The following is a 24,795-nucleotide window of genomic DNA, read 5'->3' as shown; positions in this document are numbered from 1 at the left end:
CCCCGTGCGGACCCGCATGCGGGCGGGGTGTTGTGGACGCCGGGGGAGCCCCCCCCCGGCTATCCGATTATGTTTCATCTCAAATGAGTGTTGCGAGCTTTGAAGAGAGAATCCCTAGTGCTACGGTGACCAAGCACCCGACAAAGAATTTCCCGAATACGCGGCGTCGCTTTTTTGAAAAATTCTCGATCAATTTGCGATCGCCGTTATTTAGCTTGAGGTAGGATATAGTTGAGTAGCTATCAACAGCGTCTTCCATCATGCTCCCCGCCATAAAGGCGATGCGATTCACTATGAAGAAACCTGCATAGAATATAATGAAGAATCTCGCGGTTAACTGAGCATCAACTGGTGTTACCAAAACATCAGGAACCGTTCTAAGAGCATAAAACGCGATTCCAGCTGCTGCCCCCAACTGCAGGAGTTTCGGCACTAGGTAGGACCAACGTTGCGCGAACTTAAGCAATGGGTTATCGGGTTCAGACCGACAACCGACAACCGACAACCCATTCATCAAATGCCTCTAGGAATCCCCGGGCGACGGTATAATCAGCATACTCCACAGTGATTTCAGCCGTATTTCCAGCTGCATACCCGAAAAATCTTCTAGGAATGAAAGGAGGGGCCTCTGCCGTAAGCTCGGCCAGCATCGCGACGCGAGACGTCAGGCGGATGGTTACAACATACTCCTGTGGGCGCTCAAGACCAGCCGGGATAATGGAGAAATTGTATTTAAGAACAACGCTCACCGTCGGACTAGAAGTACCAGAGTTGTACGCCTTAAACCGCTCGAAAGAAGTAAATTGTTCTTTCCGCTCCTTTGAATGGAAGACAGCGATAGACTCGTTACTCGCAATTATCTTGTGAACGTCGCACAACTGCATAATTTTATAATGAAGCTGCTGCACTTCACTGAATTCGACAAGCAAGTTATCTGAGTGGCGTTTTACTATTTGCTCAGTTCGACCTGTGACTTGATGGTAAATGTCCTGATACACCTTGAGAGATACCTGCGAATCCCCTTCTCCAACACTCACCAATGGACTGTTACCAGTATTCCCGTGCCCGATTACTGTTCCCAATATACTTCTCCTTTGGTTGATTTGCTCTCAGCTCTAAAACGGTTTTAATAAAACATAACACATAAGCGTTTATCCCCTGTGCGCAGCGTGGCGGATAAACGTCTGTTGGACGAAGCCATGTACCGCACGTCTTTAAGTGGGGATTGTATCTTTGGCGGCGGTCCAGGCAGGCCATGAGCGGCGCTTTGGTAGGTGTAGATTACCTGTGCAGGTTCCTTTAGCCACTGTGAAGCCATGCAGAGGTTTCCTTGGCAAGCGTGTTTGAATGAACATAACCTGATTGTTGTCCCTATTTCAATGCTTTGCCCGTAGTCAGCGGCGATGATCTCCTTGACGTTGTCGCTGAACCCGCCGAGGTACTCATCCACATTGGCCAGCAGGGTGTGCGGGTTGTTGGTAGCTGTGGAATGAAGCTGCTTCAGTGTCCATGTGCTGGTGTTGTAAAACACATAGACCGATGCTGCGTGCGGTCAGGGGAGCATCGTCGAGTTCGGTGGCCTTCATCTCCTCGCACTGGAAGCGGACTTTCTCTGACGATGGCAGAGACCTTATACACCGGATATGTCATAAAGCTCATCCGGCGTTACGCTCCAGCTCATGCAGGGCCGCTCGGGTCAGAAAGGCTGATCGACTCTTGATGCCATGTAGGGTCACATACTGATCGATCTGCTTCACCACGCGGCCAGGCAGGGTGACGTTAATCTTTTCCGTCTTGCCCAGATAGGGGGTGAGATCGATCTCGATCAGCCCCCACCCCCAGCCAGCAAAATCGGGGTTCTGGCGATGCTCGGTGATACTCCCGGGCATGGGAATCGCCTTACCCATCGCGGCCAGCTCTTCCAACTGGATATGCGCAACCTCGACAGCCATCTCGTAGGCCTGCTCGACAGTATCGCCAGCGGTAATCGCGCCGGGAATATCCGGGAATACGATGCCGGTGGCGGTGTGTTCGTCACCCCATTCGATGGCGATGGGATATTGCATGGCTCTCTCTCCTGCCAAGCTGAAGCATGCCCGCGAGGTTACTTCAGCCCGGCTTGCTTCATGATGCTGTTAACGGTACCGATGGGCAGATCCTTCTTCGGGTGTGGCACGGGTACTGATCCAGGCTTGGTTGGATGCTTGAAGACGTGATGACTGCCCTTAATGCGGTCGAGATACCAACCATCAGCTTCCAGTGCCTTGATCAGGTCTCTGCTCTGCACCACCCTGCTCCTGTTTCAACGCTCCCTTGTGAACATAACTCTGGAGTTACCTTCCGTCAACAAAACGGCAACGCATACCGCGCCTCGGTCATCCGCATGATCCAGCCCCGGCCATCCTTGCGCTGCCGCATGGCTTTGGCAGGCAAATCGGTGCATGCTGGAGATGAAGTCTCCCTCCCTCAAAGAAAAAAGGCCTGCCATGAGACTCCCGCACCCACGTCTTCCCTTCACGCTGCCGCCGATGCTCTGTCTGCTGGCGGCCATGGCCCTCACGCCGGCCACGGCGAATGAAACCGAAGCCGCGCTCCCCGTCTTCACCCTCGAAGAGGTGGCGGAGCACCACAGTCCGGATGACTGCTGGATGGCCATTCACGGCAAGGTCTATGACCTCACCCCCTACGTGCCGAATCATCCCGGACCGGCGGGCATGATGCTGGTCTGGTGCGGGCAGGAGAGCACCGAGGCCTGGGAAACCAAGAGCTACGGCGAACCCCACAGCAGTCTGGCGGCGCGCCTGCTCCAGCGCTATCTCATCGGCACCCTGGAAGAAACCGACTAGAGAACTTGGGCTTTGCGCCGGGGTCTGAAAGCTCACACCCACCCGGAGCCCCGCCATGCGTCGATTTTTCCTGACCGCCCTGCTGATCACCTTGCCCTGGGGTCCCGGCCTCCTTGCCCGGGAAGCGCCGGGCCATGGTGATCTGTTTGACCATGACCTGCGGCGCCTGCACTCCAGCGAGGTGGTCAGCCTGCGGGAACGGTTCGCCGGACACCCACTGCTGATCGTGAACACCGCCAGTCACTGCGGTTTCACCGGACAGTTTTCCGCCCTGGAGGCCGTGCATCGCAAATATGCGGACCAGGGGCTGAAGGTGGTGGGATTTCCGTCCAACGACTTTCGTCAGGAAGCGGATGATGAAGCGGATACGGCCCGGGTCTGCTTTCAGAACTTCGGCGTGAGTTTCGACATGTTCGCCCCCATCAGCGTGCGGGGTGATACGGCCCATCCCATCTTCCAGGAACTGGCACGGCAAAGCCGGGCGCCGAGATGGAATTTTTACAAGTATCTGGTGGACCGGGAGGGACGGGTGGTGGCCACCTTCTCCAGCATGGTGTCGCCGGATTCCCGGCGTTTTGAGGCGGCGGTGGAAAGACTGCTGCGGGAATGAAAGGCAAAAAAAAGCCCCTCCCCCCTTGATCAGGGAGAGGGGCTTTGGGGACTCAACGTCAGGAAGCCTCGTTGACCGCCTTCATGCTCAGGCGGATGCGGCCCTGCTTGTCCACTTCCAGGACCTTGACCTTGACGGTCTCGCCTTCCTTGACACGCTCGGAAACGCTTTCCACGCGCTCTTCGGAAATCTGGGAGATATGCACCAGACCGTCACGACCGGGGAGGATGGTGACGAAGGCGCCGAAGTCCATGATCTTGGCCACGCGACCTTCGTAGATCCGACCCACTTCCACGTCGGCGGTGATCTCTTCGATCCGGCGACGGGCTTCTTCACCGGCTTCCTTGTCCACGGAGGCGATCTTGACCACACCACTGTCATCGATGTCGATGGTGGCGCCGGTCTCTTCGGTCAGGGCACGGATGGTGGCGCCACCCTTGCCGATCACGTCGCGGATCTTCTCCGGATTGATGCGCAGGGTGATGAAGCGCGGCGCATAGGCGGACATCTCAACCCGCGGCGTGCTGATGACCTTGTTCATCTCGCCCAGGATGTGCAGGCGACCTTCGCGGGCCTGGGCCAGGGCGGTCTCCATGATGTCACGGGTGATGCCGTCGATCTTGATGTCCATCTGCAGGGCGGTGACGCCCTCTTCCGTACCGGCAACCTTGAAGTCCATGTCACCCAGGTGATCTTCATCACCCAGGATGTCGGTCAGCACCGCAAAGCGGTCGCCGTCCTTGATCAGGCCCATGGCCACACCGGCCACCGGCGCCTTCAGGGGCACGCCGGCATCCATCAGGGCCAGGCTGGTACCGCAGACGGAAGCCATGGAACTGGAACCGTTGGATTCGGTGATCTCGGACACCACGCGCAGCACATAGGGGAAGTCGCCTTCCGCCGGCATCACGCCCTGCACGCCCCGCTTGGCCAGACGGCCATGGCCGATCTCACGGCGCTTGGGCGAGCCCACCATGCCGGTTTCACCGGTGCAGTAGGGCGGGAAGTTGTAGTGCAGCATGAAGCGTTCGCGACGCTCTCCCTCAATGGCATCGATGATCTGGGAATCCCGATCCGTGCCCAGGGTGGCGGTGACGATGGCCTGGGTCTCGCCGCGGGTGAACAGGGCGGAACCGTGGGTACGGGGCAGCACGCCGACACGCACGTCGATGGGACGCACGGTGCGGGTATCGCGGCCGTCGATACGGGGCTGGCCGTCCAGGATGCGATCGCGCACGATGCGCTTTTCCAGACCGTGGAAGATCTCCTTGACCTCTTCGGCCAGGGGGGAGCCTTCCTCGCCATCGGCAAGGCGGGCCACCACGGCTTCACGGACTTCGGCGATGCGCTGGGTGCGTTCCTGCTTTTCAGCCACCTGGTAGGCGGCGGTCAGGTCGGCATGACAGGCTTCGGCCACGCGGGTACGCAGGTCGGTGTTGTCCTGCGCGGGCTGCCAGTTCCAGGCCGGCTTGCCGGCTTCGGCGGCCAGTTCCTGGATGGCCTGGATCGCCACCTGCATCTGCTCGTGACCGTAGATCACGGCACCCAGCATCACCTCCTCGGAGAGCATGGCGGCTTCGGATTCCACCATGATCACGGCGTTGGCCGTACCGGCCACCACCAGATCCAGGGCGGACTCCTTGAGCAGGGACAGGTCGGGGTTGAGGACATACTGACCATCCACATAACCCACCCGGGCGGCACCGATGGGACCGGCGAACGGCAGGCCGGACAGGGCCACCGCGGCGGAGGCACCCAGCAGGGCCGGGATGTCCGGATCCACTTCCGGATTCAGGGACATCACCGTGGCCACCACCTGGACTTCATTGGTGAAGCCCTTGGGGAACAGCGGGCGCAGGGGGCGATCGATCAGGCGGGAGGTCAGGGTCTCCTTTTCGGAGGGGCGACCTTCACGCTTGAAGAACCCACCCGGGATACGGCCGGCGGCATAGGTCCGTTCCTGATAGTTCACGGTCAGGGGGAAGAAATCCCGGCCCGGCACTGCCTCCTTGCGGCCGACGGCCGTGACCAGCACCACGGTGCCGGCCACATTGACCATGACGGCACCGGAGGCCTGACGGGCGATTTCGCCGGTTTCGAGGGTAACGGTATGCTGACCGTACTGGAACGACTTGCTTATTGACGGCACGTTGAATCCCGGTTTTGACTGGTTCTTGTTCGAAGGCTCCGGCCGAGACTCAGCGGCGCAGGCCGAGGCTGCTCACCAGCTCCTGGTAACGTTCCTGATCCTTGCCCTTGAGGTAGTCCAGCAGCTTGCGGCGCTGGTTGACCATCTTCAGCAGGCCACGACGGGAGTGGTGATCCTTCTTGTGCTTGGCAAAATGGTCCATCAGGTGCTGGATACGTGCGGACAGCAGGGCCACCTGAACTTCCGGGGAACCGGTGTCGGCAGAGCCGCGCTGGTACTTTTCCACGATGCCGGACTTGATTTCACTGCTAAGGGACATGCTTTAAGACTCCTGGAATTGAACCCGGCACCCTCTTGGCCAGGTTCGTTACATACGATGAAGGCTCGCGATTCTATCACGCGCCCCCTGTTTGGAACAGGGTTTCACTCTGAATTCGTGGGGATCATCAGTCGCTTGGGTGCCAGCCTGCCGTCATCCTGAAGCTGACCAATGCCCAGGAAGCGATCACCCGGTCCATAGAGCCGCAGCCATCCGGCCCGGGCAAGGCCGGGCACGAACACCGCCTGCCCCTGGGTGAGATAAAAGGCACTGTCCGCATCCAGGTGAACCTCGGGCCAGTGCATCAGGGCTTCGTCGGCCGGATGCAGTGCTCCATCCAGGGCCTCGGGACCCTGCTCGGCCAGTGCCTCCAGCTGTTGCAGCGTCACCATCCGGGGGGTCTCGAAGGGCGTCAACCCCACCCGCCGCAGCTCGATCACATGAGCCCCGCACCCCAGCGCCCGACCTATATCTTCCACCAGCGTGCGGATGTAGGTCCCCTTGGAACAGGACACGTCCAGGGTCAGGGTGTCCCCGGTCCGGGCCAGGCAATGCAACTGGTGGATGGTCACCGGGCGTGGCGCCCGCTCCACTTCCTGCCCCTTGCGGGCCAGATCATAGAGCCTCTGTCCCTGATGCTTGAGCGCGGAATACATGGGAGGAATCTGCTCGATGGGACCCCGGAACCGCTCCAGGACGGCCTCGATGAGATCATCATCCAACTCGGGCACCGGACGGGTCTCGGTCACCTCCCCTTCCGCGTCCGCCGTGGTGGTGGTCACCCCCAGTCGGCAGACGGTGCGGTACTGCTTGTCCGCATCCAGCAGGAAGGCGGATACCTTGGTCGCCTCGCCGAAGCACAGGGGCAGAAGACCGGTGGCCAGGGGGTCCAGACTGCCGGTATGCCCGGCCTTTCTGGCCTTGAACAGATACTTCACCCGCTGCAAGGCCTGGTTGGAGGTATACCCCACCGGCTTGTCCAGCAGGATCAGGCCGTGAACGTCACGGCGCTGGATTCTTGGCTTGCTCATGAATGGTCGTCGGCATCATCCCGATGGCGGGCCTTGTCTTCGGCCACGGCCCGATCGATCAGCGCGGAGATGCGGGCACCTTCGCGCTGGGTGTCGTCATAGTGGAAATGCAGCTCGGGCACGGAGCGGATGCGCATGCGCCGCCCCAGTTCCCTGCGCAGAAAGCCGGCCGCCTTGCGCAGACCCTCGGAGGTCACCTTGATGGCCTCGTCATCCCCGAGCACGGTGAAGAAGACTTTGGCATGGGCCAGGTCCCGGCTCACCTCCACCCCGGCGATGGTGAGCATCCCCACCCGGGGGTCCTTGAGCTCTTCGCGCACCAGCTCGGCCAGCTCCCGCTGGATCTGATCCCCCACGCGCTGGGCGCGGGAATATTCTCTAGGCATTTCGCAACCTCTCCAGGCCGTGGTGTATCAGGGACGGACGATCACAACGTCCGTGCCACTTCCACCCGCTGATAGACCTCGATCTGGTCGCCGGGCTTCACGTCATTGTAGTTCTTCACCGCGATGCCGCACTCGGTGCCGGTCCGCACTTCATTGACGTCGTCCTTGAAGCGACGCAGGGACTCCAGCTCGCCCTCATAGATGACCACGTTGTCACGCAGCACACGAATGGGGTTGCCACGACGTACCGCACCCTCGATGACCAGACAGCCCGCCACCGCACCGAACTGGGACGACTTGAACACGTCCCGTACCTGGGCCAGACCCACGATCTCCTCCCGCAGTTCGGGGGAGAGCAGACCGGTCAGGGCCTGCTTGACATCGTCGATGGCCTCGTAGATCACGCTGTAGTAGCGCAGATCCACTTCCTGCTCCGCCACCGCCTTGCGGGCGCCGGAATCGGCGCGCACGTTGAAGCCGATGATGATGGCATTGGAGGCCTTGGCCAGGTTGACGTCGGACTCGGTGATCCCGCCCACGCCGGCGGCCACGATCTTCACCTTGACCTCGTCGGTGGACAGCTTCTCCAGGGAGTCGCGCAAGGCCTCGGCGGAACCCTGCACATCGGCCTTGAGCAGGATGTTGACCACCGAAGCGGCTCCATCCTGCATCTGGCTGAACAGGTTCTCCAGCTTGGCGGCCTGCTGGGTGGCCAGCTTGGACTCGCGGAACTTGCCCTGACGGAACAGGGCCACTTCGCGGGCCTTGCGCTCGTCGGACACCACCAGCATGTCGTCACCGGCATTGGGCACACCGGACAGACCCAGCACCTCCACGGGAATGGAGGGGCCGGCCGTCTTCTCGGGCTTGCCATTCTCGTCGAACATGGCACGCACGCGGCCGAACTCCTGACCAGCCAGGATCACGTCGCCCTTGTTCAGGGTGCCGGCCTGCACCAGCACGGTGGCCACGGGGCCACGACCCTTGTCCAGACGGGATTCGATGACCACGCCCCGGGCCGGACCCTCCTTCGGCGCCTTGAGTTCCATCAACTCGGCCTGCAGGTGGATGGCTTCCAGCAGACGCTCCATGCCGTCACCGGTCTTGGCGGAGACATGGACGAACTGGGTTTCACCACCCCATTCCTCGGAAATCACGTTGTGCTGGGACAGCTCGTTCTTCACCCGGTCCGGATCGGCCTCGGGCTTGTCGATCTTGTTGACCGCCACCACCATGGGCACTTCGCCGGCCTGGGCGTGCTGAATTGCCTCCAGGGTCTGGGGCATGACGCCGTCGTCGGCGGCCACCACCAGCACCACCACGTCGGTGACCTTGGCACCGCGGGCACGCATGGCGGTAAAGGCCGCGTGGCCGGGGGTATCCAGGAAGGTCACCCCGGTACCCTTCTTGAAGGGGACATGGTAGGCACCGATGTGCTGGGTAATGCCGCCCGCTTCGCCCGAGGCCACCTTGGTGCGGCGGATGTAGTCCAGCAGCGAGGTCTTGCCGTGGTCCACGTGCCCCATGACGGTAACCACGGGAGGACGCGACATGGCTTCGCCCATCTCCTCGGTCTCCAGGGTCAGCTCCTCGCCCACCTCGGCCTCCTGCATGGGCTTGGCGATGTGACCCATCTCCTCCACCACCAGGGTGGCGGTGTCCTGGTCGATGGACTGGTTGATGGTGGCCATCACGCCCATGCCCATCAGGGTCTTGATCAGTTCGGGCGCCTTGATGGCCATTTTCTGGGCCAGTTCGCCCACCGTCAGCATCTCGGGGATGCTGACCTCGCGCACCACCGGCGCGGTGGGGCGCTCGAAGCCGTGCTTGCCGGTCGGCGCCGAGGCAGAGCCGGCGCGTCCTGCCTTGCCCTTGCCACGGCGGCCACGCTTGTCGCTGGCCACATGCAGTTCTTCCCGCTTGGACTTGCCGACCTCTTCACGCTCCTTGCCACGGCGGCGGCGACGGGGATTGTCCGATGCCGGTGCCGCGGTGGTTTCTGTGGGAGCGGCGGGGGCGGTGACCGGACCAGGCGCAGTTGCAGCGGCAACCGCGGCTGCGGCCGCGCGCTCCATGGCTTCCTTGCGAGCGGCTTCCTCGGCGGCCTGGCGCGTCTGCAACTCCGCCTCGCGGCGGGCCATGGCCTCGGCCTCCTTGATCATTTCCATCTCCCGGGCCCTGAGTGCTTCCGCCGCCTTGCGAGCCGCGTCTTCCTCGGCCTGCCGGGCTTCCTCGGCACGGCGCAATTCCGCTTCGGCGGCGGCGCGCGCCGCTTCCTTGGCCTGCATCTCCAACTCCTCGGGTGTCGGCAGTGGCTGCGGCGGGGTCGGCTCGACCTCCGTCGCCGCGACCGGAGCCGGCTCTGCGGCGGGCGGCGCCTCGACGGCAGGAGCCTTTTCAACCGGAGACGGGGATTCCGGCATCTCGCTTAAGGTTTCCTCCACCAGGGATTCCTGCTCCGCCTCGGCCAGTGCGGCATCCGCCTCGCCCTGCTTCACGTAGGTACGACGCTTGCGCACTTCCACGCTCACGGTCTTGGCACGCCCCTGGGCGCTGGTCACCTTGAGTTCCGTGGTGCTCTTGCGCCGCAACGTGATGCGGCGGGACTGGCCAGCCTCTGAAGTCTTGCCGTGAACCTTGCGCAGATGCTCCAGGAGCTGCAGTTTCTGCTCCTCGGTGACGGTCTGATCGGGATCCGCAACGGGCACACCCGCCTCGGACAACTGCTCCAGCAGCCGTTCCACGGGCGTCCCCACTACTTCGGACAATTGTTTCACCGTAACGTCGGTCATGTGCCGTTACCTCCGATCTGAATGCTTCCGCGAACCCTGGCCGCGACCCGAAGTCGCGGGGCATGCGCACGGCTGGCGCACGCCGGTCCAACTGTCTTATGCGTCTTTTGGCTGGTCCGCAAACCAGGGGGCACGGGCAGCCATGATCAGGCCGGCGGCCTGCTCGGCATCGATCTGTGCCAGTTCTACCAGGTCATCCACCGACTGCTCCGCAAGGTCTTCCATGGTGCAGACCCCACGGGATGCCAGCCGGTAGGCCAGCTCCCGATCCATGCCATCCATCTCCAGCAGGTCCGGTGCCGGTTCGCCCGTGGTCACTTTCTCTTCAGTGGCGATGGCCCGGGTCAGCAAGGCATCACGCGCCCGACGTCTGAGTTCCTCGACGATATCCTCGTCGAATTCCTCGATTTGCATGATTTCCGCGGTGGGCACGTAGGCCACCTCATCAATGCTGGAGAAACCTTCCTGCACCAGAATGGCGGCGACCTCCTCATCCACGTCAAGGCTCGCCATGAACATCTGCTGCAGTTCGGCGGATTCGCTCTCGCTCTTTTCCACCGCCTGCTTTTCGCTCATGACGTTGAGCTCCCAACCGGTCAGCTGGGAGGCCAGGCGAACATTCTGCCCGCCGCGGCCGATGGCCTGAGAAAGCTTTTCTTCCGCCACTGCGATGTCCATGACCCGATTGTCCTCATCCACCACAATGGACAGGACCTCGGCCGGGGACATGGCGTTGATCACGAACTGGGCGGGATTGTCATCCCACAAAATGATATCGATGCGTTCTCCGGCCAGCTCATTGGACACGGACTGCACCCGCGAGCCACGCATGCCCACGCAGGCGCCCACCGGGTCCAGTCTGGGATCAAGAGACCGTACCGCGATCTTGGCGCGCATCCCAGGATCACGGGCCGCACCCATGATCTCGATCAGGCCCTGCCCCACTTCCGGCACTTCCAGCTTGAACAGTTCCACCAGAAATTCGGGGGCGGTACGGCTGACGAACAGCTGGGGGCCGCGGGCCTCGGTGCGCACGTCCTTGAGATAGCCGCGCAGGCGGTCGTTGGGGCGAACGGACTCACGGGCAATCATCTCGTCTCGGGGAATGAAGGCCTCGGCATTGCCCCCCAGATCCAGAAACACGCCATTGCGTTCGGAGCGCTTGACCACACCCATCACCAGTTCGCCGACACGGCTCTGGAACTCATCCACCACCTTGGCGCGCTCGGCTTCGCGCACTTTCTGCACGATCACCTGCTTGGCGGTCTGGGCGGCGATGCGACCGAAGTCCACCGACTCGATGGACATCTCAACGTAGTCACCCACCTGGACATCGGGGTTCTTCTGGATGGCATAGGAGTAGAGGATCTGCCGATCAGGGGATTCGAACTCGGGGTCCTCATCATCCACCACCAACCAGCGACGAAAGCTCTCGTAATCCCCAGTGTCCCGGTGGATGCTGACGCGCACATCGATGTCGCCACCGTGCTTCTTGCGCGTGGCAGAGGCCAGGGCGGCCTCGATCGCCTCGAAGATCACTGCCTTCTCGACGCCCTTCTCGTTGGAGACGGCGTCCACCACCAGCAAGATTTCTTTGTTCATCAGTACGTCTCCACAGGACTGTCCCGCTGGGCCGGGATGCAGCCCCCGCCGGACAGGACACGGATTATCTAGAATTTGGGCACCAGTCGGGCCCGGGAGATGGCTTCCAGAGGCAGTCGCACGGGATTTTCCTCCACATCCAGGATCACCGCGGCTTCCTCGACACCGGAAATCCGGCCGCGGTAATTCCGCTGCCCCTCGACCGGCCAGTTCAGGCGGATTCGAACATCCTCGCCCTGATAGCGTCGGAACTGATCCGGGGTAAACAGCGGCCTGTCCATCCCGGGGGATGAAACCTCAAGCCGGTAAGGCACGGGGATGGGGTCTTCCACATCCAGGACACCGCTGACCTGGTCACTGACCGCGGCGCAGTCATCGAGATTGATGCCATTGGGGCCATCGATAAAGATGCGCAGCAAGGCGCTGTTGCGCTGCACACGGTATTCCAGCCCCCAGAGCTCGAAACCGAGCCCGGCAACGACGGGAGTAATCAACTGCTTCAGTTCCTGGGCGTCGTGACTCACGCACTCTCCACAAACAAAAAATGGGCCTGCGGCCCATTCAAGAATACTCGCCGGCCCGGCACCGCACCGGATGCCTCCTTGCCATGCCGCCCTGCCGGACGACCGACAACTTTTGCTGGCCAGCCAACAAAAAAACCCCATCAGGGGCCTTGAACAAACAAAAACTCAAGACTCACGCCGGATCAAGCACTGAAACCAGAATCAATCCGCCGGATTCATCACGTCTGACACCGCCATCGGCCCGGGCCCATGATCTAAAGGCATGCGTCATCAAGGATGCGTATCCTAACCCACAAACACACACCGCGTAAAGGGCTAACGGCTGCGCCACAGCGCCCAGGCGGCCAGGCCGAACACCAGCAGATAGACGGCGAACGAGGCATTGGCAAAGGAAATGCCCAACCACTGGGGACCCATGTCGTCGCACAGCCCGGTGGCCAGGAACAGGGAGGGTGCCAGCTGTCCCAACCATTCCACCAAGCGCTCGATCACCCCCATCTCGGGCCCCACGCAGGAAAACCCCAGATCCGGCGGTTGGCGCTCAAGCCAGCTCTGGTAACCCGCCACCCCCATGCCGGCACCAGCCACGACCAGCGCGAGCATGCCCGGGATCACCCCGGGCAGGGACGCCCCGAACACCAGCCCGCCCAACGCCAGCACGGTCAGCACCATGAACAGCAGACGCTGGAAGATGCACAGGTGACAGGGGTGCAGGCTAAACCACTCGGTCAAACCGATGCTCAATGCCGCGGATATCGCCGAAAATAGAACGATCACTAACCAGATAGGGCGAACCGCAGGTGCGAACATGGCTTCTCTTCTCCCACGCGGGGGTATGGTTGCCGTTTGGGCTTGCGGCACATGATGACCGAATCGGTGACCGGGGAAAAGAGGCGAGCCAGACACGGCACACCCCATGGAACCAAGAAGTCGCCATGGCACCAAAGACTCATGTGAGCACTGACCGTCGCGCTGATCATCCACCAACCCCCATGGGATGCCTGATGACCATGTCCACCCGGCAACTGCCAATGCTCTGTCTGCTGCTGTGGCTCCTCCCGGGACTGGCCATGGCCCAGACCGACACCGGCCCCGTGCATCGCGACCACATCGAGGTGGAACTGATCGCGGCCACCACCAGCGTGCAACCGGGAAGCATCCTGCATGCAGGGCTGCGACTGCTCCCCGACCCCGGCTGGCATACCTACTGGAAGAACCCCGGTGATTCGGGGCTACCCACCCGCATCCACTGGACCCTGCCGGAAGGCATCCAGGTCTCCGGCATAGACTGGCCCTACCCCGAAGCCATTCCGTTCGCCCACCTGATCAACTACGGTTATGAGGGCGAACACCTGTTGCCGGTGACGCTGCAGATGCCGGACACCCTTGAAGCCGGTGACCGCGTTGTCCTGCAGGCCAGGGCCGAATGGTTGGTCTGCGAGGAAATCTGCATCCCGGGAGACGCCCGTCTTCAGCTCAGCCTGCCGGTGGAGATGTCACCCCCGGCCAGGAATGAACACACCGCGCCGTTGTTCGAGTGGGCGGAGCAACGCCGTCCAGGACCGGTCGACTGGCCGGCCCGCTTCACCACTGAAGGCGGCCGGCTCAATGTCCTGATCGGACCGGATCAGTTCCTGCCCCAGGAACCGCGGCGCTGGGCGGTGTTCGTCGCCGAGGACAATCTGGTGGACCATTCCCGGCCGGCTGATATCCACATCAATGACGATCAAATCAGGGTGACCCAGCCACTGTCCCCCTTTGCCGCCGAAGTTCCGGACGCCCTGCCCCTGGTGCTGGTGGATATCGACAATGCCAGGGCCTACGCACTGAGCGCCGTGGGGGAGACATTCACCACTGATGCCAACGAGGCCCCCCATCCCCTCCCCGACCACCAAACCGGCTGGCTGGTCGCCCTGCTGCTGGCCCTGGTCGGCGGGATGCTGCTGAACCTCATGCCCTGCGTCTTTCCCGTACTGTCCATCAAGGCCATGAGCCTGGTGGCCGGGACCGGACATGACCAGCGTCTCCATGGACTGGCTTATACCGCCGGCGTGGTACTGAGCTTTGCCGTGCTGGCCGCCCTGCTGCTGGGCCTGAGGGCGAGCGGTGAGGCCATCGGCTGGGGTTTCCAGCTGCAATCCCCCCTCTTCGTGGGTGTCCTTGTCTACCTGCTGTTTGCCCTGGGCCTTTCCCTGTCCGGGGTATTTGATTTCGGCACCCGCATCATGGGCCTGGGCCAGGGGCTGACCCGGCATTCCGGCCTGAGCGGATCCTTTTACACAGGGATACTGGCCTGCGTGGTCGCCAGTCCCTGCACCGCACCCTTCATGGGCACCGCACTGGGCGTGGCGGTACTGATGCCCTGGCCCATGGCCATGGGGATCTTCCTGGCCCTGGGCGTGGGACTGGCCCTGCCGATGCTGGCGTTGAGCTTCAGCCCCCGCCTGGCCAGGGCCATGCCGCGACCGGGCCCCTGGATGGAAACCTTCAAGCAGGCCATGGCCTTTCCCCTCTATCTGGCCGTGGTCTGGCTGCTCTGGGTACTGGCCCGCCAGACCGACGCCAACGCCCTGGCCGTGATCCTGACCGGCATGGTGCTGCTGGCCTTCGCCCTGTGGCTCGTCGGCAGGCCCGCCGGGGGCACCGGCACACGCCTGCTGCGGCATGCCTTGGTGGGCCTGGGCCTGGGCATGGCCGCCATGGCCCTCATCACCGCCGCGCAAATCGAGGCTGAACCGAGGGTTCAGGCCGAAGCCCACTGGGAACCCTGGAGTGCCGACCGGCTGGCGGCCCTGCGTGCCGATCCGCAACGGGCCGTTCTGGTCAACATGACCGCCGACTGGTGCGTCACCTGCCTGGTGAACGAGCGGGTGGCCCTGAACACGGAGACCGTCCGCGAAGCCCTGAATACGCATCAGGTCAGCTATCTCAAGGGGGACTGGACACGGCGTGACCCGGCCATCACCGCCTATCTGGCGGAGCATGGACGAAACGGCGTCCCCCTGTATGTGCTCTACCCCCGGGAAGGCGGCGACCCACAATTGCTGCCCCAGGTCCTGACGCCCGCGCTGGTGGTCCAGGCCCTGGAATCACTGTGAGGATCGGAACCGGCCCGAAACCGGCTCCATCCCGTTTCTGCCAACATGATGAGGAGATGAATCATGAAACATCCGAGCTTCCGTCTGCTGCTGGCCATAGCCCTGCTGCTGGGGCTGACCATCCCGGCCTTCGCCGCGCCCCGGGTAGGGGAACCGGCACCGGATTTCAGCGTGGTGGATACCGCCGGCAATACCCACAACCTGGCCGACTACCGAGGCCAGATGGTGGTGCTGGAATGGACCAACCACGAATGCCCCTTCGTCATCAAACACTACCAGCCGGGCAACATGCAGAACCAGCAGCGGCTGGCCCGGGAGACGCATGACGCAGTCTGGCTGACCGTCATTTCCTCGAAACCCGGCTCCCAGGGGCATGTGTCGGCGGCCCGGGCCGATGAGCTGACCCAAAGCCGGGAGGCGTATCCCTCGGCGGTACTCCTGGATGAATCCGGCGACATGGGCCGGGCCTATGACGCCCGCGTCACCCCGCACATGTACATCATCGACGCGGAAGGCATCCTGCGTTACATGGGCGGCATCGACTCCAACCCCAGCAGCAACCCGGAAGACATTCCGGAGGCCACCCAGTACGTGGTGGCGGCACTGGAAGATCTGGCGGCCGGTCGCGACGTGGCGCAGCCTGTCACCCGCCCCTACGGCTGCACCATCAAGTACTGAAACCACCCCCGGACCCTTCCAGGCCGCCCGCTCAGGCGGGGGCCTGGAACTTGACGCATGGGCCAGCATCCGGATACTGAAAAACAAGCCCATGCGCCGATTTTCGACATGGTTGAACATCTCCCCATCAGAACCCGGGCCCTGCTGCTCGGGGCAGGCCTGCTGTTTGCCGCCGGTGCCATGCTGGGCCTGGTGCTACCCATCCGCGCCGAACTGGAGGGCTTCCCCACCGCCCTGATCGGCCTCATCGGCAGTGCCTTTGCCGCTGGCTACGTGGCCGGCTGTCTGTACGTGCCGCGTCTGGTGGCCAAAGTCGGTCATATCCGGGTGTTCGGGGTGATGGCGGCGCTGGTGGCGATGACTGCCCTGATCAACGTCCTCTACGTTTCGCCCCTGGCGTGGATTCTTGTCCGCGCCATGACCGGTTTCGCCTTTGCCGGCGCCACCATGATCATCGAAAGCTGGCTCAGCGAGAGCGCCAGCAGCGAGACCCGAGGACGGGTCTTTGCCCGCTACATGGTGGTCAACCTGGCCAGCTCGGTGCTCGGCCAGCTGGCGGTGATGCTCTATCAGCCGGGCGGCTTCGAACCCTTCGTGATCGTGGCGATCCTGGCCTGCCTGGCCCTGATCCCCACCGCCCTGAGCTCCAGCCGGGCACCGGCACCGCTGCACGAGGTCAAGCTGGACTTCAAGCGGCTCATCCGGGTGTCCCCCATTGCCGTGGTGGCCTGTTTCGGCGTCGGCCTGGCCAACGGGGCCTTCGGCACCCTGGCGCCGGTCTATGCCAACAGCATCGGTCTGCCGGTCTGGGCCGTCGCCCTGCTGGTGGCCGGTGCCATCGTCGGTGGTGCTCTCATGCAGGTGCCGATCGGGCGCCTTTCCGACCGACTGGACCGGCGCTGGGTGGTGGTGGGCATCGCCCTGGCCGGGGCGGGCATGTCCTTCCTGCTCTACAGCCTGGAGCTTCGTGAACCGGCCCATGTGATCCTGATGGTGGCCTTGCTGGGGGGCGCCATGCACACGATCTATCCGGTGGCCGTGGCCCATGCCAACGACCGGGCGGCGGAAGGCAATTTCATCGCGGTATCCAGCGGCCTGCTGCTGATCTTCGGCGCTGGCGCCACCCTGGGTCCGGCGGTGGCGGCGCCGCTGATGCAATGGGGCGAGCCGGGCTGGCTGTTCCTGTTCCTGGTATTCATTTATTCCGGTATGGCCGTGCATGCCGTGTGGCGAACCCGTGTCCAGCCACCGGTGGAGGAAGTACGCCATACCTTCGTCGGTCTGGAGGCCATCCAGGGCGCCACCCAGGAAACCATGCACCTGGACCCGCGGGCCGAGGAAGCGGCGCAGTCTTCGTGAGATGAACGACATCCATCCCACATGCTTTCTTGAGGCACAAGATACGGGACCCGGCGAGCAGTCACCAAGGCAACAGGCTGATGGCTATCCCACGGCATCCCGTTCATTCATCCAGTCCAGGATGAAATCCCGGATAGCCGTCACGTCATTGAGCGACAACACGGGCAAAGCGGTCTGCACCGACACCGGTTCATCCGTGGCCACAGCGATGATGTCCGGATCCCGGGGGTAACGGGCGGGCTTGCCCAGAGCAGGACGAAACAGCTCCAGCTTGGGGAAGGACTCTGCCTTGAATCCCTCCACCAGAATGAGATCGGTGCGGGACGCATCCAGGCGCCCGATCAGCTCCCACAGATCCGGCTCCCGGGGCTCGGGCTGCTCCACCATCAGGGCAAACCGTTGAGTGGAGGCAATGAGCATCTGCTCGGCACCGGCCTTGCGCAGTGCGTGGCTGTCCTTGCCCGGCTGATCCACGTCGAAACTGTGATGGGCATGCTTGATCACCGCAATCCGGATGCCCCGCTCCCGCAGCAAGGGAATCAACTGCACCAGCAGGGTCGTCTTTCCGGTACCGCTCCAGGCGGCAAAACCCAGGATGGGTGGGGAATGCTCCATGAGGTGTTCTGTCTCCCGCCGAAGGCCTTCGGATCCGTTGAGTAGGGTCACTTCACTTACCGGCCGGAAAAGGATCGCCGTCTTCCCGGCAAACCCGGAGGGCACATGGCTGCCAGCCCCATGACCTGATCCCGCTCGTCCACGGGGATCGCCACATGTTCGGCGGGCAGGCCGTCGGCCGCCAGTCGCTCCCGGATCACCGCCATGTCCGCCTCGCTCAGGTGGCGACCGGCATACTGGGCGCGCAGGCGGGCGATCTCCGGATCGACGTCCTCGCCACCTTGGCATGGGACGGAGGACTCCGGCACATGGCCGGCCATGTCCGCCTGTAACGCCGCCTCCAGCAGGCAGGCCAGGGCCGTATAGGGATGGTCGGGCAGTTCGAAGCGGTGGCTGGCCTGCTCGATATCCAGCCTTAGCGGCGTGACCCAGCGGGCCACGAAATGCCGCAGAAACTCATCGGCCGTCATCGGCGGAGGTTCGCCCTCCCCGGCCGCGGCCTCGGCACGGGCCGCCAGCAGCCAGGCCACGAACTCCAGCTGCACACTGATCTGATCCGGCAGATCGTGAAAGTCTTCGCCCGTGTCCAGACCGCAACGCCGGTAGCAACTTTGCATGGCATGCACCGAACCGCCGGCAATGGTGCCATCCAGGTAACTGGCGGTATTGAGACTGGGATGGTCCGCGCCCGGCATCAGAAAGAGACGGGAATACACCACCAGCAGACCCTGGTCATCCAGACCCCGCAGGGTGTCGCCCAGAGCCGCCAGCGGGGTCTGAACGGCATAGCCGCAAACTCCGGCGGCCGCTTCCAGATCCCGCGGCAGGGCGTCCCGCAGGGCACTCAGGGTACCGGGGGCCGGAACCGCAAAGGCCCGGGACAGGCACAGATAATAGGTGGCGCGTTCGATCTCTCGGCTGGCGTCGTACATGGAATCACCTTGGTGGCTTGCCGTGACTGCAAGATCCCCCGGGCATCCGGTACCCGGGGGCGTGACGGGAACGTGGTCCTCAGCGGCCGCGGGTGATCCCCAGCACCCCGCCCAGGGAGTTGACCACGTTGGCCAGGAAGATCGCCATGACCAGCAGCAGCCACTCCGTGAACGACGGGGCATAGGACAGCACCGGCGGTGCCCAACTACCCTTGAACAGAGGGATGATCTGGCCGCCGATGATGTACTCGTAACGACCGATGAACAGCCCCACCATCACCAGCACGGCGGCGGCCACCTGGATCAGGATGTTGCACCGCAGGGCATGGCTGAACATGATCACCAGGGCCGTCATCAGGGCCGCCAGTTCAATCCAGTACAGAGGTGAGGAAACAATGTATTGCCAGGCCTGCAGACCTTCCACGTTACCGTACAAGCCGTTGACGGTCCGACCCACCACGAACACCAGATGTAGCACGATGGCCCAGGCAAAGACGCCCCCCATGCGCCCGGCAAACACCGTGCGAATGGACTCCGGTACCCTGTTGGCCTGGAAACCGTAGGCCAACAGGGTGAAGAAATAGACGAAGGCCAGACCGCCAACGACGGATTCCACGATAAAGGCGGCGGGGATGTCACCGGAGGCCCAGAAGGGACGGAAACTCTGGGAGCCGTACACCACCCCCGCCAGGGCCGTCACCAGGATGGCAAACAGCAACGTCAGCCGGGTGAGCCCCCGCAGACTGTCCAGGGTGGACTGGGTGGCCCGGGCACGCCAGATCAACAGCAACAGGCAGACGGTGAAACCGATCACCGCCAGTACCTTCCAGTACAGGGGGGAGCTGAAGGCGAAACTGAAGGGAATAAGGAACATGGCCCGCAGGGGGTAGCCCAATTCCATCATCAGCACCGCCACCCCGCCGCTGAGACCCGCCAGGGCCAGCCACAGGCTGCGGGCGAACAGAGGCCGGAAGGTCTCGCCGGTGAACAGAAAGCCGAAGCAGGCCACCATGGCGATGCCGGTGGAGGTGAGCAGGAAAAAGTCATACACGACGATGGGGAAACCCCAAAACAGGCCGTTGTTGGAGGTATTGAAGGCCGCATGGCCCTGGCTGGACAGATTGAACATCACCAGCCCGGCGGTGATCAGAAAACCGATCCCCGCCACCAGCAGGATGGGCATCTGGATGCCCTTGTTGTCCATGGTTGCAGTGGTCATGGTCTGGATTCCTCTCAAGCCTTGTCTTGGTGGACCGCGCGCAGTGACGGCACGGCGGCGGAGGCGCCGCCCGACAGGTAATAGACCTGGGGCTTGTTGCCGGTTTCATCCTTCAGCCGGGTGCCCCGGTGATCGGCGATAAGTTTGTTCACCCGGCTCTCCGGATGGTCCAGGTCACCGAAGAAACGGGCCTTGGGGGCGCACACCCGCACACAGGCGGGCACGTATTCCTTCAGTTCCGGGATGTCTTCGTCCAGGTCCGGCACGCCCGTGGGGGCCTGGCTCACCTTGTGGTAGCAGAAGGTGCATTTGGAAACGACCCCGTGGGGCTGGATGCCGATGCCCCGACGGGGGTCGTCCTGGGGTCCCTTCCAGGGCGGATCCCACTGGCGGCCCTCCTCCGATGGGAAGACCGTGCGGATATCCGGCTGTACCACCGCCTTTTCATCGGTGTAGAAGCGCACCCCGTAGGGACAGGCCACTTGGCAGTACTTGCAGCCGATGCAGCGGTTCCAGTCGATGAGCACGAACCCGCCCTCCGGGTCCTTGTAGGTGGCCCTGGTGGGGCACACCGAGACGCAGGAGGGGTTTTCGCAATGCATGCAGGGACGGGGCAGCCACTTGAGCTGCACGTTGGGATACTTGCCCTCGTGATAGAAGAGCACGTCCTGCCAGTTCTCTCCCGGCAGGCGGCTGTTTTCCATGGCACAGGCCGTGGTACAGGCTTGGCAGCCGGTGCAGGTGTCCAGGTCGATGACCATTCCCCATTTCGCCATGTCTCATGTCTCCTCTGACCGCCGGCGCGCTCAGGCGCGCTCGATGCGAACCTTGGTGGTGTAGTAACTGCACTGGCCGGTGATGCGGTCGGACTGGTTCACCGTGATCTCGCCGCTGTGGCCGGGCTTGCGTCCCTTGGCCCAGCGTCCGTGAGCCCAATGGCCATGCTCCATCGGGAAAACCAGGGTGTCCGGACGCACCCCTTCGTAGTACTTGCAGTACCCCTCGATGGCGCCCAGATCGGAACTGATGCGCACCCGCGACCCGTCCGGAATGCCTCGGGCCCGGGCGGTCTTGGGATTGATCTCGATATAGATGGTATTGCGGCCACCCAGGGTGGGCTGCATGTTGGCGATGGCCACCGGCAGGTTGGCGCCACGCCCTTCCGCGTGCAGGGCCACCTTGGGGGTGACCATGTAAAGATCACCACCGCCGGGATGGCTGGGTTCCTCCCAGATGGGGAACATGAGCCGGGACGGGTCACGACCGGTCTTGGCGGCGATCCAGTCCGCATGGGCCTCCAGCCAGCCGGAACGGATCTCGAACTTGCCGGACGCGGTTTTGAACAATGCGCCCCTGACTTCATCGGCGGACATGAGACGGGCATGGTCCTGGCCGTCCCATTCATAGAACTCGCCATCAATCTGGCGATAGGGGTAGACCCGCTTGTACCAGACCCCCTTTTCCTTCCAGCTCTCGAAGGAATTGACGCCGTTGTCGCCGGGATCGCTTTCAAAGCCCTTGGCCAGGTGGCGGATGACGTTCTCGGTGTTGTCCAGGGCCTGGTAGTACTCGCCCATGGACCCCTTGATCCGCTTGCCCAGTTCGATGAGGACATCACCGAAGTATTTCGTATCGTAGAGGGGCTTGACCGCCGGCACCCGCAACTGGGTCATGGGCCAGCCCTGGAAGGGATAGGTGGGCGCATCCTGTAACCGCTCCAGATAGGTGTGGTCCGGCAGGATCACGTCGGCGAACATGGCCGTCTCGCTGGGGAACGGGGAGGTTTCGATGACGAACAGCTCCTTGAGGGCCTCCTCCCAGGCCTTCACGTCCGGCGCCGTCCAGATGGCGTTGTTCAGGTAGAACATGATCGTATCCAGCTTGTAGGGCTTGCCCTGCAGGGAGTTGGGCCCTATCTCCTGCATCATGTTGTTGGCCAGCAGGTAGCCGTCGGGATGACCCTTGAGGTCGATGCGGGGCTGCGCCTTCCAGCCGCCGGTTCTGGCCCAGTCATCCAGGTAATCATCCGCGTTCACCGGCAAGGGACCGTACGAGGGTCCCACCTGGTAGGCCAGGCCGCCCTTGGCGTAGAGGGACCCCACCAGGGCATTGAGGGTGTGGATGGCCATGCCGTTGAAGATGCCATTGCTGTGGGCATGGGCTCCCCGCTCGTACAGGGCGATGGCCGGACGGGTGGTACCGAACTCCCGGGCGGTGGCCAGGATATCCCGCTCGTACAGGGTGGTGATCTGGACCGCCCAGCGGGGACTGCGATCCTTGAGCTCCGCATTCCACCATTCCACCAGTCCCTTCACCCACTTCTCCTCGAAGCTGTCCGGGTCCACGGTCTCGCCAGGGATAAAGCGGTTGACGCCGTCGCTGAAATCACCCACGAACGCCTTCTCCCACAGCCCCTCGACAAGGATCACATGGGCGATGGCCAGGGCCAGGGCACCGTCCGTCCCCGGCTTGATGAGTAGGGCCCGGTCCGAACCGGCCAGGGTGGTGTTCATGTGTACATCCACCGCCGTGATGCGGGTCTTGGGCACCTTCACACCGCGGATGTAACCCCACACCTGCATGTTGTTGTTGTAGGGGCGGAAGGCCTCCAGGAAACCGGCACCGAACATGAGCAGCATGTTGGCGTTCTTGTAGTCATAGCTGTTGTACCCGCCGATGCCGTCCACCGCCTTTTTGGAGATGATGCTACCGTCGGAACACATGGAGGAATGACCGATGGCCACGTTGGGGGAGCCGTAAAGCTTGCCGAAATTGCCAAGCAGCCCGGCACAGGAAGCGCCCCAGCCACGCCCGTAGAGCAAGGCGAAGCGATGGGATTCCTCCCGCTCACGCAGCCCGTTGAGACGGTCGGCCACCATGTCCAGGGCCTCGTTCCAGCTGATGGGCACAAAGCCGGGGTCCTGGTCCCGGCCCTTGTTCGGGTTAGTGCGCTTCATCGGACCCTTGAAACGATCGGGGTCATAGAGGATGTAGGCCCCCAGCGGACCCTTGGGGCAGAGCTTGCCGTTGGAGATGGGATGGTCCGAGGTTCCGTAGATGGCGTGGACCCGGCCCCCGGTGGTGTAGACATCAATGCCGCAACGGGCCGGGCACTGATGGCAGATATTCTTGGTGATGGTGGTGTCGGCCGACGGCGCCGGCGACCGGGCATGGGACAGGGTCGTCAGGCCGGGGACCACCCCCGCCCCACCGGCCACCACCCCGGCACCCGCCACGGCGCCGGTGGCCTTGAGAAAACGGCGCCGATTGATCAAGGTTTCAAGCAGCTTCATTGAGATCCCTCCTCACTCAGGGTTGACTCAGGCCCGGGACACACCGGGCACATCCGGAGCAGCCTCCGGGGGATGACATGGATCCGCTATCCGGGCCGAATCCTCACGTTCGGCCATCTGCCGGAACAGGGATCTCGCAAAGGCCTGGGAACGGACGCAGGGGACACATTCGCTCTCATCGCTGAGGGCCTGGAACGGATTGCCGCAGCGGCGGCAGGTGCGCGAACCGAACTCGCGCAGGACTTCCGGCAAGCACCAGTCATCGTCCCGCCGTGCCTCAATCCGCAGGGCCTGCTCCGGACAGGCCCGCTCACAGGCCCCGCAACCGATGCAGTGACAGGGATCAAAGATCAATGCCGTGGACCCGCTTTCCTCCTGCCGACGAAACAGGGCCCCGGTGGGGCAGACCGAACTGCAGACCCCATGGCCGCGGCAGTCATCACCGACTTCCATGGCACTGAACAGTCCATGGGGCATGGGTAAAGCTTGTTGCCGGGCCAGTTCCAGACAGGCGTTGAGCAGACGCAGACGGGCATCCGAAGGCCGGGCCGACGGCACGCGGGACAAGGCTGGGGGTGCCGTGAGTGACGCCGTCCCGGTCGCCGGGGAGACGAGCGACATCGCCGGTACGGTATGGCCCATCAAACGCCCCGCCTCCAGCCCCAGGCGGCCCAGAAAGGCCCGGCGTGAGGCGTCGGGGATCGAGGGATCTTGTGCCGTCACCCCGCAAGCCCTCGGGGCCGGGGCCGATTGCAGGCGCGGCAGTTGAGACAGGGGGACCCCCATGGTTTCCAGCAGATGGCGGGCCTGATCCAGGGTCGCCCGGGACGGATGGATCTCTGCCCCGCCACCGGAAGGGCAGTGGGCACAGAGTCCACGATCCACCAACCGGGGTCCCTCCCCCGCCAGACGATGGGCGTGGATCAGGGCGGCCGCATCCAGCCCGCCCAGACAGGGCACCATCCGTGATCGAGGCAGGCGCGCAGAAGGCGGAACCTGCTCACACTCCAGATGCGTGGCCGGCGACGCCTCGGACCCGACCCCCTCCAGGGACAAGGCGCCCATGGGACAGGCCGCCACGCAACGGCCACAGCCGGTGCAACCCTCGGCGGGTTCCGGCACCGCGTCGGCGCTCGACGGCCGCAGGGCCTGAACGGGACAGACCCGCACACAGGCGTCACAGCCGCCGAGGCGAATGGAGAGGGTCTGGCAGGTCATCACCGCCAACTGCAGTCCCCGGGCGGGGTGCAAGGTACGATGCACGGCGACGGGCAGGGAAGAATATGCTTGCATGGCATATGTAAAGCACAAAAAATGCCTGGTTTTATACCAGACTGTTTTC

Annotated in this window: 24 protein-coding genes; 5 read left to right on the top strand and 19 right to left on the bottom strand. The window is 63.1% G+C overall.

The features are described from left to right. Positions 1-79: 79 nt before the first annotated feature. The 5 genes from CKO35_RS02515 to CKO35_RS02495 form a co-directional block, all read right to left on the bottom strand. Positions 80-433 carry a hypothetical protein gene (locus CKO35_RS02515; RefSeq protein ID WP_200172284.1) on the bottom strand — a complete coding sequence of 118 codons (354 nt, stop codon included), beginning with the start codon at positions 431-433 and terminating at the stop codon, positions 80-82. 46 nt (positions 434-479) lie between these two features. Further along, positions 480-1,082, bottom strand: coding sequence for a hypothetical protein (locus CKO35_RS02510; protein WP_200172281.1), 603 nt, complete (start codon positions 1,080-1,082; stop codon positions 480-482). Positions 1,083-1,126: 44 nt separating this feature from the next. Continuing rightward, complete coding sequence (locus tag CKO35_RS17860; RefSeq protein ID WP_242466972.1) at positions 1,127-1,531, bottom strand: hypothetical protein; 405 nt, start codon at positions 1,529-1,531, stop codon at positions 1,127-1,129. Positions 1,532-1,655: 124 nt separating this feature from the next. After that, entirely contained in the window at positions 1,656-2,066 is a 411-nt protein-coding gene (locus CKO35_RS02500; RefSeq protein ID WP_200172279.1) for a type II toxin-antitoxin system HicB family antitoxin, read from the bottom strand. A 38-nt stretch (positions 2,067-2,104) separates the two neighbouring features. After that, entirely contained in the window at positions 2,105-2,287 is a 183-nt protein-coding gene (locus tag CKO35_RS02495) for a type II toxin-antitoxin system HicA family toxin (RefSeq protein WP_200172277.1), read from the bottom strand. Between the two features lie 199 nt (positions 2,288-2,486). Here CKO35_RS02495 and CKO35_RS02490 point away from each other — a divergent pair, with 199 nt between their 5' ends. Next, entirely contained in the window at positions 2,487-2,846 is a 360-nt protein-coding gene (locus CKO35_RS02490; RefSeq protein ID WP_242466971.1) for a cytochrome b5 domain-containing protein, read from the top strand. 55 nt (positions 2,847-2,901) lie between these two features. Beyond that, on the top strand, positions 2,902-3,456 hold the full coding sequence (locus CKO35_RS02485) for a glutathione peroxidase (protein ID WP_200172274.1): 555 nt from the start codon (positions 2,902-2,904) through the stop codon (positions 3,454-3,456). 58 nt (positions 3,457-3,514) lie between these two features. On the opposite strand, the gene pnp is transcribed toward CKO35_RS02485, so the two are convergent. The 8 genes from pnp to CKO35_RS02445 form a co-directional block, all read right to left on the bottom strand. Continuing rightward, a complete protein-coding gene (gene pnp, locus CKO35_RS02480; RefSeq protein ID WP_200172272.1) occupies positions 3,515-5,605 on the bottom strand; it encodes a polyribonucleotide nucleotidyltransferase in 2,091 nt (696 codons plus the stop codon). Between the two features lie 49 nt (positions 5,606-5,654). Continuing rightward, the gene (rpsO, locus tag CKO35_RS02475) at positions 5,655-5,924 is read right to left on the bottom strand and encodes a 30S ribosomal protein S15 (RefSeq protein ID WP_200172270.1); all 270 of its coding nucleotides are present in this window, start codon (positions 5,922-5,924) and stop codon (positions 5,655-5,657) included. A gap of 104 nt (positions 5,925-6,028) precedes the next feature. Next, a complete protein-coding gene (truB, locus tag CKO35_RS02470) occupies positions 6,029-6,955 on the bottom strand; it encodes a tRNA pseudouridine(55) synthase TruB (RefSeq protein WP_200172263.1) in 927 nt (308 codons plus the stop codon). Beyond that, positions 6,952-7,341: a 30S ribosome-binding factor RbfA gene (rbfA, locus tag CKO35_RS02465; protein WP_200172261.1), complete on the bottom strand. Its 390-nt coding sequence runs from the start codon at positions 7,339-7,341 to the stop codon at positions 6,952-6,954. The genes truB and rbfA overlap by 4 nt, the downstream gene beginning before the upstream one ends. Before the next feature lie 41 nt (positions 7,342-7,382). Beyond that, complete coding sequence (gene infB / locus CKO35_RS02460; protein WP_200172259.1) at positions 7,383-10,133, bottom strand: translation initiation factor IF-2; 2,751 nt, start codon at positions 10,131-10,133, stop codon at positions 7,383-7,385. A 96-nt stretch (positions 10,134-10,229) separates the two neighbouring features. Continuing rightward, positions 10,230-11,735 (bottom strand): transcription termination factor NusA, encoded by a 1,506-nt coding sequence (gene nusA, locus CKO35_RS02455; protein ID WP_200172257.1) that lies wholly within the window; start codon positions 11,733-11,735, stop codon positions 10,230-10,232. A gap of 68 nt (positions 11,736-11,803) precedes the next feature. Beyond that, positions 11,804-12,259 carry a ribosome maturation factor RimP gene (rimP, locus tag CKO35_RS02450; RefSeq protein ID WP_200172255.1) on the bottom strand — a complete coding sequence of 152 codons (456 nt, stop codon included), beginning with the start codon at positions 12,257-12,259 and terminating at the stop codon, positions 11,804-11,806. A 315-nt stretch (positions 12,260-12,574) separates the two neighbouring features. After that, positions 12,575-13,069, bottom strand: a complete 495-nt coding sequence (locus tag CKO35_RS02445) for a disulfide bond formation protein B (RefSeq protein WP_200172253.1) — start codon at positions 13,067-13,069, stop codon at positions 12,575-12,577. A gap of 194 nt (positions 13,070-13,263) precedes the next feature. Here CKO35_RS02445 and CKO35_RS02440 point away from each other — a divergent pair, with 194 nt between their 5' ends. The 3 genes from CKO35_RS02440 to CKO35_RS02430 all read left to right on the top strand — a co-directional run bounded on the left by CKO35_RS02440 (position 13,264) and on the right by CKO35_RS02430 (position 17,394). Then, positions 13,264-15,357 carry a protein-disulfide reductase DsbD family protein gene (locus CKO35_RS02440; protein WP_200172251.1) on the top strand — a complete coding sequence of 698 codons (2,094 nt, stop codon included), beginning with the start codon at positions 13,264-13,266 and terminating at the stop codon, positions 15,355-15,357. A 63-nt stretch (positions 15,358-15,420) separates the two neighbouring features. Continuing rightward, positions 15,421-16,035: a thioredoxin family protein gene (locus CKO35_RS02435; protein ID WP_200172249.1), complete on the top strand. Its 615-nt coding sequence runs from the start codon at positions 15,421-15,423 to the stop codon at positions 16,033-16,035. Between the two features lie 108 nt (positions 16,036-16,143). Then, a complete protein-coding gene (locus CKO35_RS02430) occupies positions 16,144-17,394 on the top strand; it encodes an MFS transporter (protein WP_200172246.1) in 1,251 nt (416 codons plus the stop codon). Between the two features lie 84 nt (positions 17,395-17,478). On the opposite strand, the gene mobB is transcribed toward CKO35_RS02430, so the two are convergent. From mobB to CKO35_RS02400, 6 genes are all read right to left on the bottom strand, one after another. After that, entirely contained in the window at positions 17,479-18,009 is a 531-nt protein-coding gene (gene mobB / locus CKO35_RS02425) for a molybdopterin-guanine dinucleotide biosynthesis protein MobB (protein ID WP_200172245.1), read from the bottom strand. Between the two features lie 56 nt (positions 18,010-18,065). Further along, on the bottom strand, positions 18,066-18,941 hold the full coding sequence (locus CKO35_RS02420; RefSeq protein WP_200172243.1) for a TorD/DmsD family molecular chaperone: 876 nt from the start codon (positions 18,939-18,941) through the stop codon (positions 18,066-18,068). A gap of 79 nt (positions 18,942-19,020) precedes the next feature. Further along, positions 19,021-20,160 (bottom strand): NrfD/PsrC family molybdoenzyme membrane anchor subunit, encoded by a 1,140-nt coding sequence (nrfD, locus tag CKO35_RS02415; RefSeq protein ID WP_200172241.1) that lies wholly within the window; start codon positions 20,158-20,160, stop codon positions 19,021-19,023. Positions 20,161-20,174: 14 nt separating this feature from the next. After that, complete coding sequence (locus tag CKO35_RS02410; RefSeq protein WP_338031742.1) at positions 20,175-20,936, bottom strand: 4Fe-4S dicluster domain-containing protein; 762 nt, start codon at positions 20,934-20,936, stop codon at positions 20,175-20,177. Positions 20,937-20,966: 30 nt separating this feature from the next. Then, positions 20,967-23,453: a molybdopterin-dependent oxidoreductase gene (locus CKO35_RS02405; protein ID WP_200172239.1), complete on the bottom strand. Its 2,487-nt coding sequence runs from the start codon at positions 23,451-23,453 to the stop codon at positions 20,967-20,969. A 27-nt stretch (positions 23,454-23,480) separates the two neighbouring features. Continuing rightward, complete coding sequence (locus CKO35_RS02400; RefSeq protein ID WP_200172237.1) at positions 23,481-24,746, bottom strand: 4Fe-4S dicluster domain-containing protein; 1,266 nt, start codon at positions 24,744-24,746, stop codon at positions 23,481-23,483. Between the last annotated feature and the right edge of the window lie 49 nt (positions 24,747-24,795).

The organism is Ectothiorhodospira shaposhnikovii (genome assembly GCF_016584105.1).
Classification (GTDB): Bacteria; Pseudomonadota; Gammaproteobacteria; order Ectothiorhodospirales; family Ectothiorhodospiraceae; genus Ectothiorhodospira; species Ectothiorhodospira shaposhnikovii.
Note: the sequence above shows the minus strand (reverse complement) of the source record. Positions and strands in the feature narration are given on the sequence as shown.

Excerpts from the sequence above, each read along its gene's own strand:
- CKO35_RS02445 (WP_200172253.1), bottom strand. The coding sequence starts at position 13,069 with ATGTTCGCACCTGCGGTTCGCCCTATCTGGTTAGTGATCGTTCTATTT.
- nusA (WP_200172257.1), bottom strand. The coding sequence starts at position 11,735 with ATGAACAAAGAAATCTTGCTGGTGGTGGACGCCGTCTCCAACGAGAAG.
- infB (WP_200172259.1), bottom strand. The coding sequence starts at position 10,133 with ATGACCGACGTTACGGTGAAACAATTGTCCGAAGTAGTGGGGACGCCC.
- nrfD (WP_200172241.1), bottom strand. The coding sequence starts at position 20,160 with ATGACCACTGCAACCATGGACAACAAGGGCATCCAGATGCCCATCCTG.
- CKO35_RS02405 (WP_200172239.1), bottom strand. The coding sequence starts at position 23,453 with ATGAAGCTGCTTGAAACCTTGATCAATCGGCGCCGTTTTCTCAAGGCC.
- CKO35_RS02420 (WP_200172243.1), bottom strand. The coding sequence starts at position 18,941 with ATGTACGACGCCAGCCGAGAGATCGAACGCGCCACCTATTATCTGTGC.
- CKO35_RS02440 (WP_200172251.1), top strand. The coding sequence starts at position 13,264 with ATGACCATGTCCACCCGGCAACTGCCAATGCTCTGTCTGCTGCTGTGG.
- rpsO (WP_200172270.1), bottom strand. The coding sequence starts at position 5,924 with ATGTCCCTTAGCAGTGAAATCAAGTCCGGCATCGTGGAAAAGTACCAG.
- CKO35_RS02490 (WP_242466971.1), top strand. The coding sequence starts at position 2,487 with ATGAGACTCCCGCACCCACGTCTTCCCTTCACGCTGCCGCCGATGCTC.
- CKO35_RS02485 (WP_200172274.1), top strand. The coding sequence starts at position 2,902 with ATGCGTCGATTTTTCCTGACCGCCCTGCTGATCACCTTGCCCTGGGGT.
- CKO35_RS02400 (WP_200172237.1), bottom strand. The coding sequence starts at position 24,746 with ATGCAAGCATATTCTTCCCTGCCCGTCGCCGTGCATCGTACCTTGCAC.
- rbfA (WP_200172261.1), bottom strand. The coding sequence starts at position 7,341 with ATGCCTAGAGAATATTCCCGCGCCCAGCGCGTGGGGGATCAGATCCAG.
- truB (WP_200172263.1), bottom strand. The coding sequence starts at position 6,955 with ATGAGCAAGCCAAGAATCCAGCGCCGTGACGTTCACGGCCTGATCCTG.
- CKO35_RS02430 (WP_200172246.1), top strand. The coding sequence starts at position 16,144 with ATGGTTGAACATCTCCCCATCAGAACCCGGGCCCTGCTGCTCGGGGCA.
- mobB (WP_200172245.1), bottom strand. The coding sequence starts at position 18,009 with ATGGAGCATTCCCCACCCATCCTGGGTTTTGCCGCCTGGAGCGGTACC.
- CKO35_RS02435 (WP_200172249.1), top strand. The coding sequence starts at position 15,421 with ATGAAACATCCGAGCTTCCGTCTGCTGCTGGCCATAGCCCTGCTGCTG.
- CKO35_RS02410 (WP_338031742.1), bottom strand. The coding sequence starts at position 20,936 with ATGGCGAAATGGGGAATGGTCATCGACCTGGACACCTGCACCGGCTGC.
- CKO35_RS02500 (WP_200172279.1), bottom strand. The coding sequence starts at position 2,066 with ATGCAATATCCCATCGCCATCGAATGGGGTGACGAACACACCGCCACC.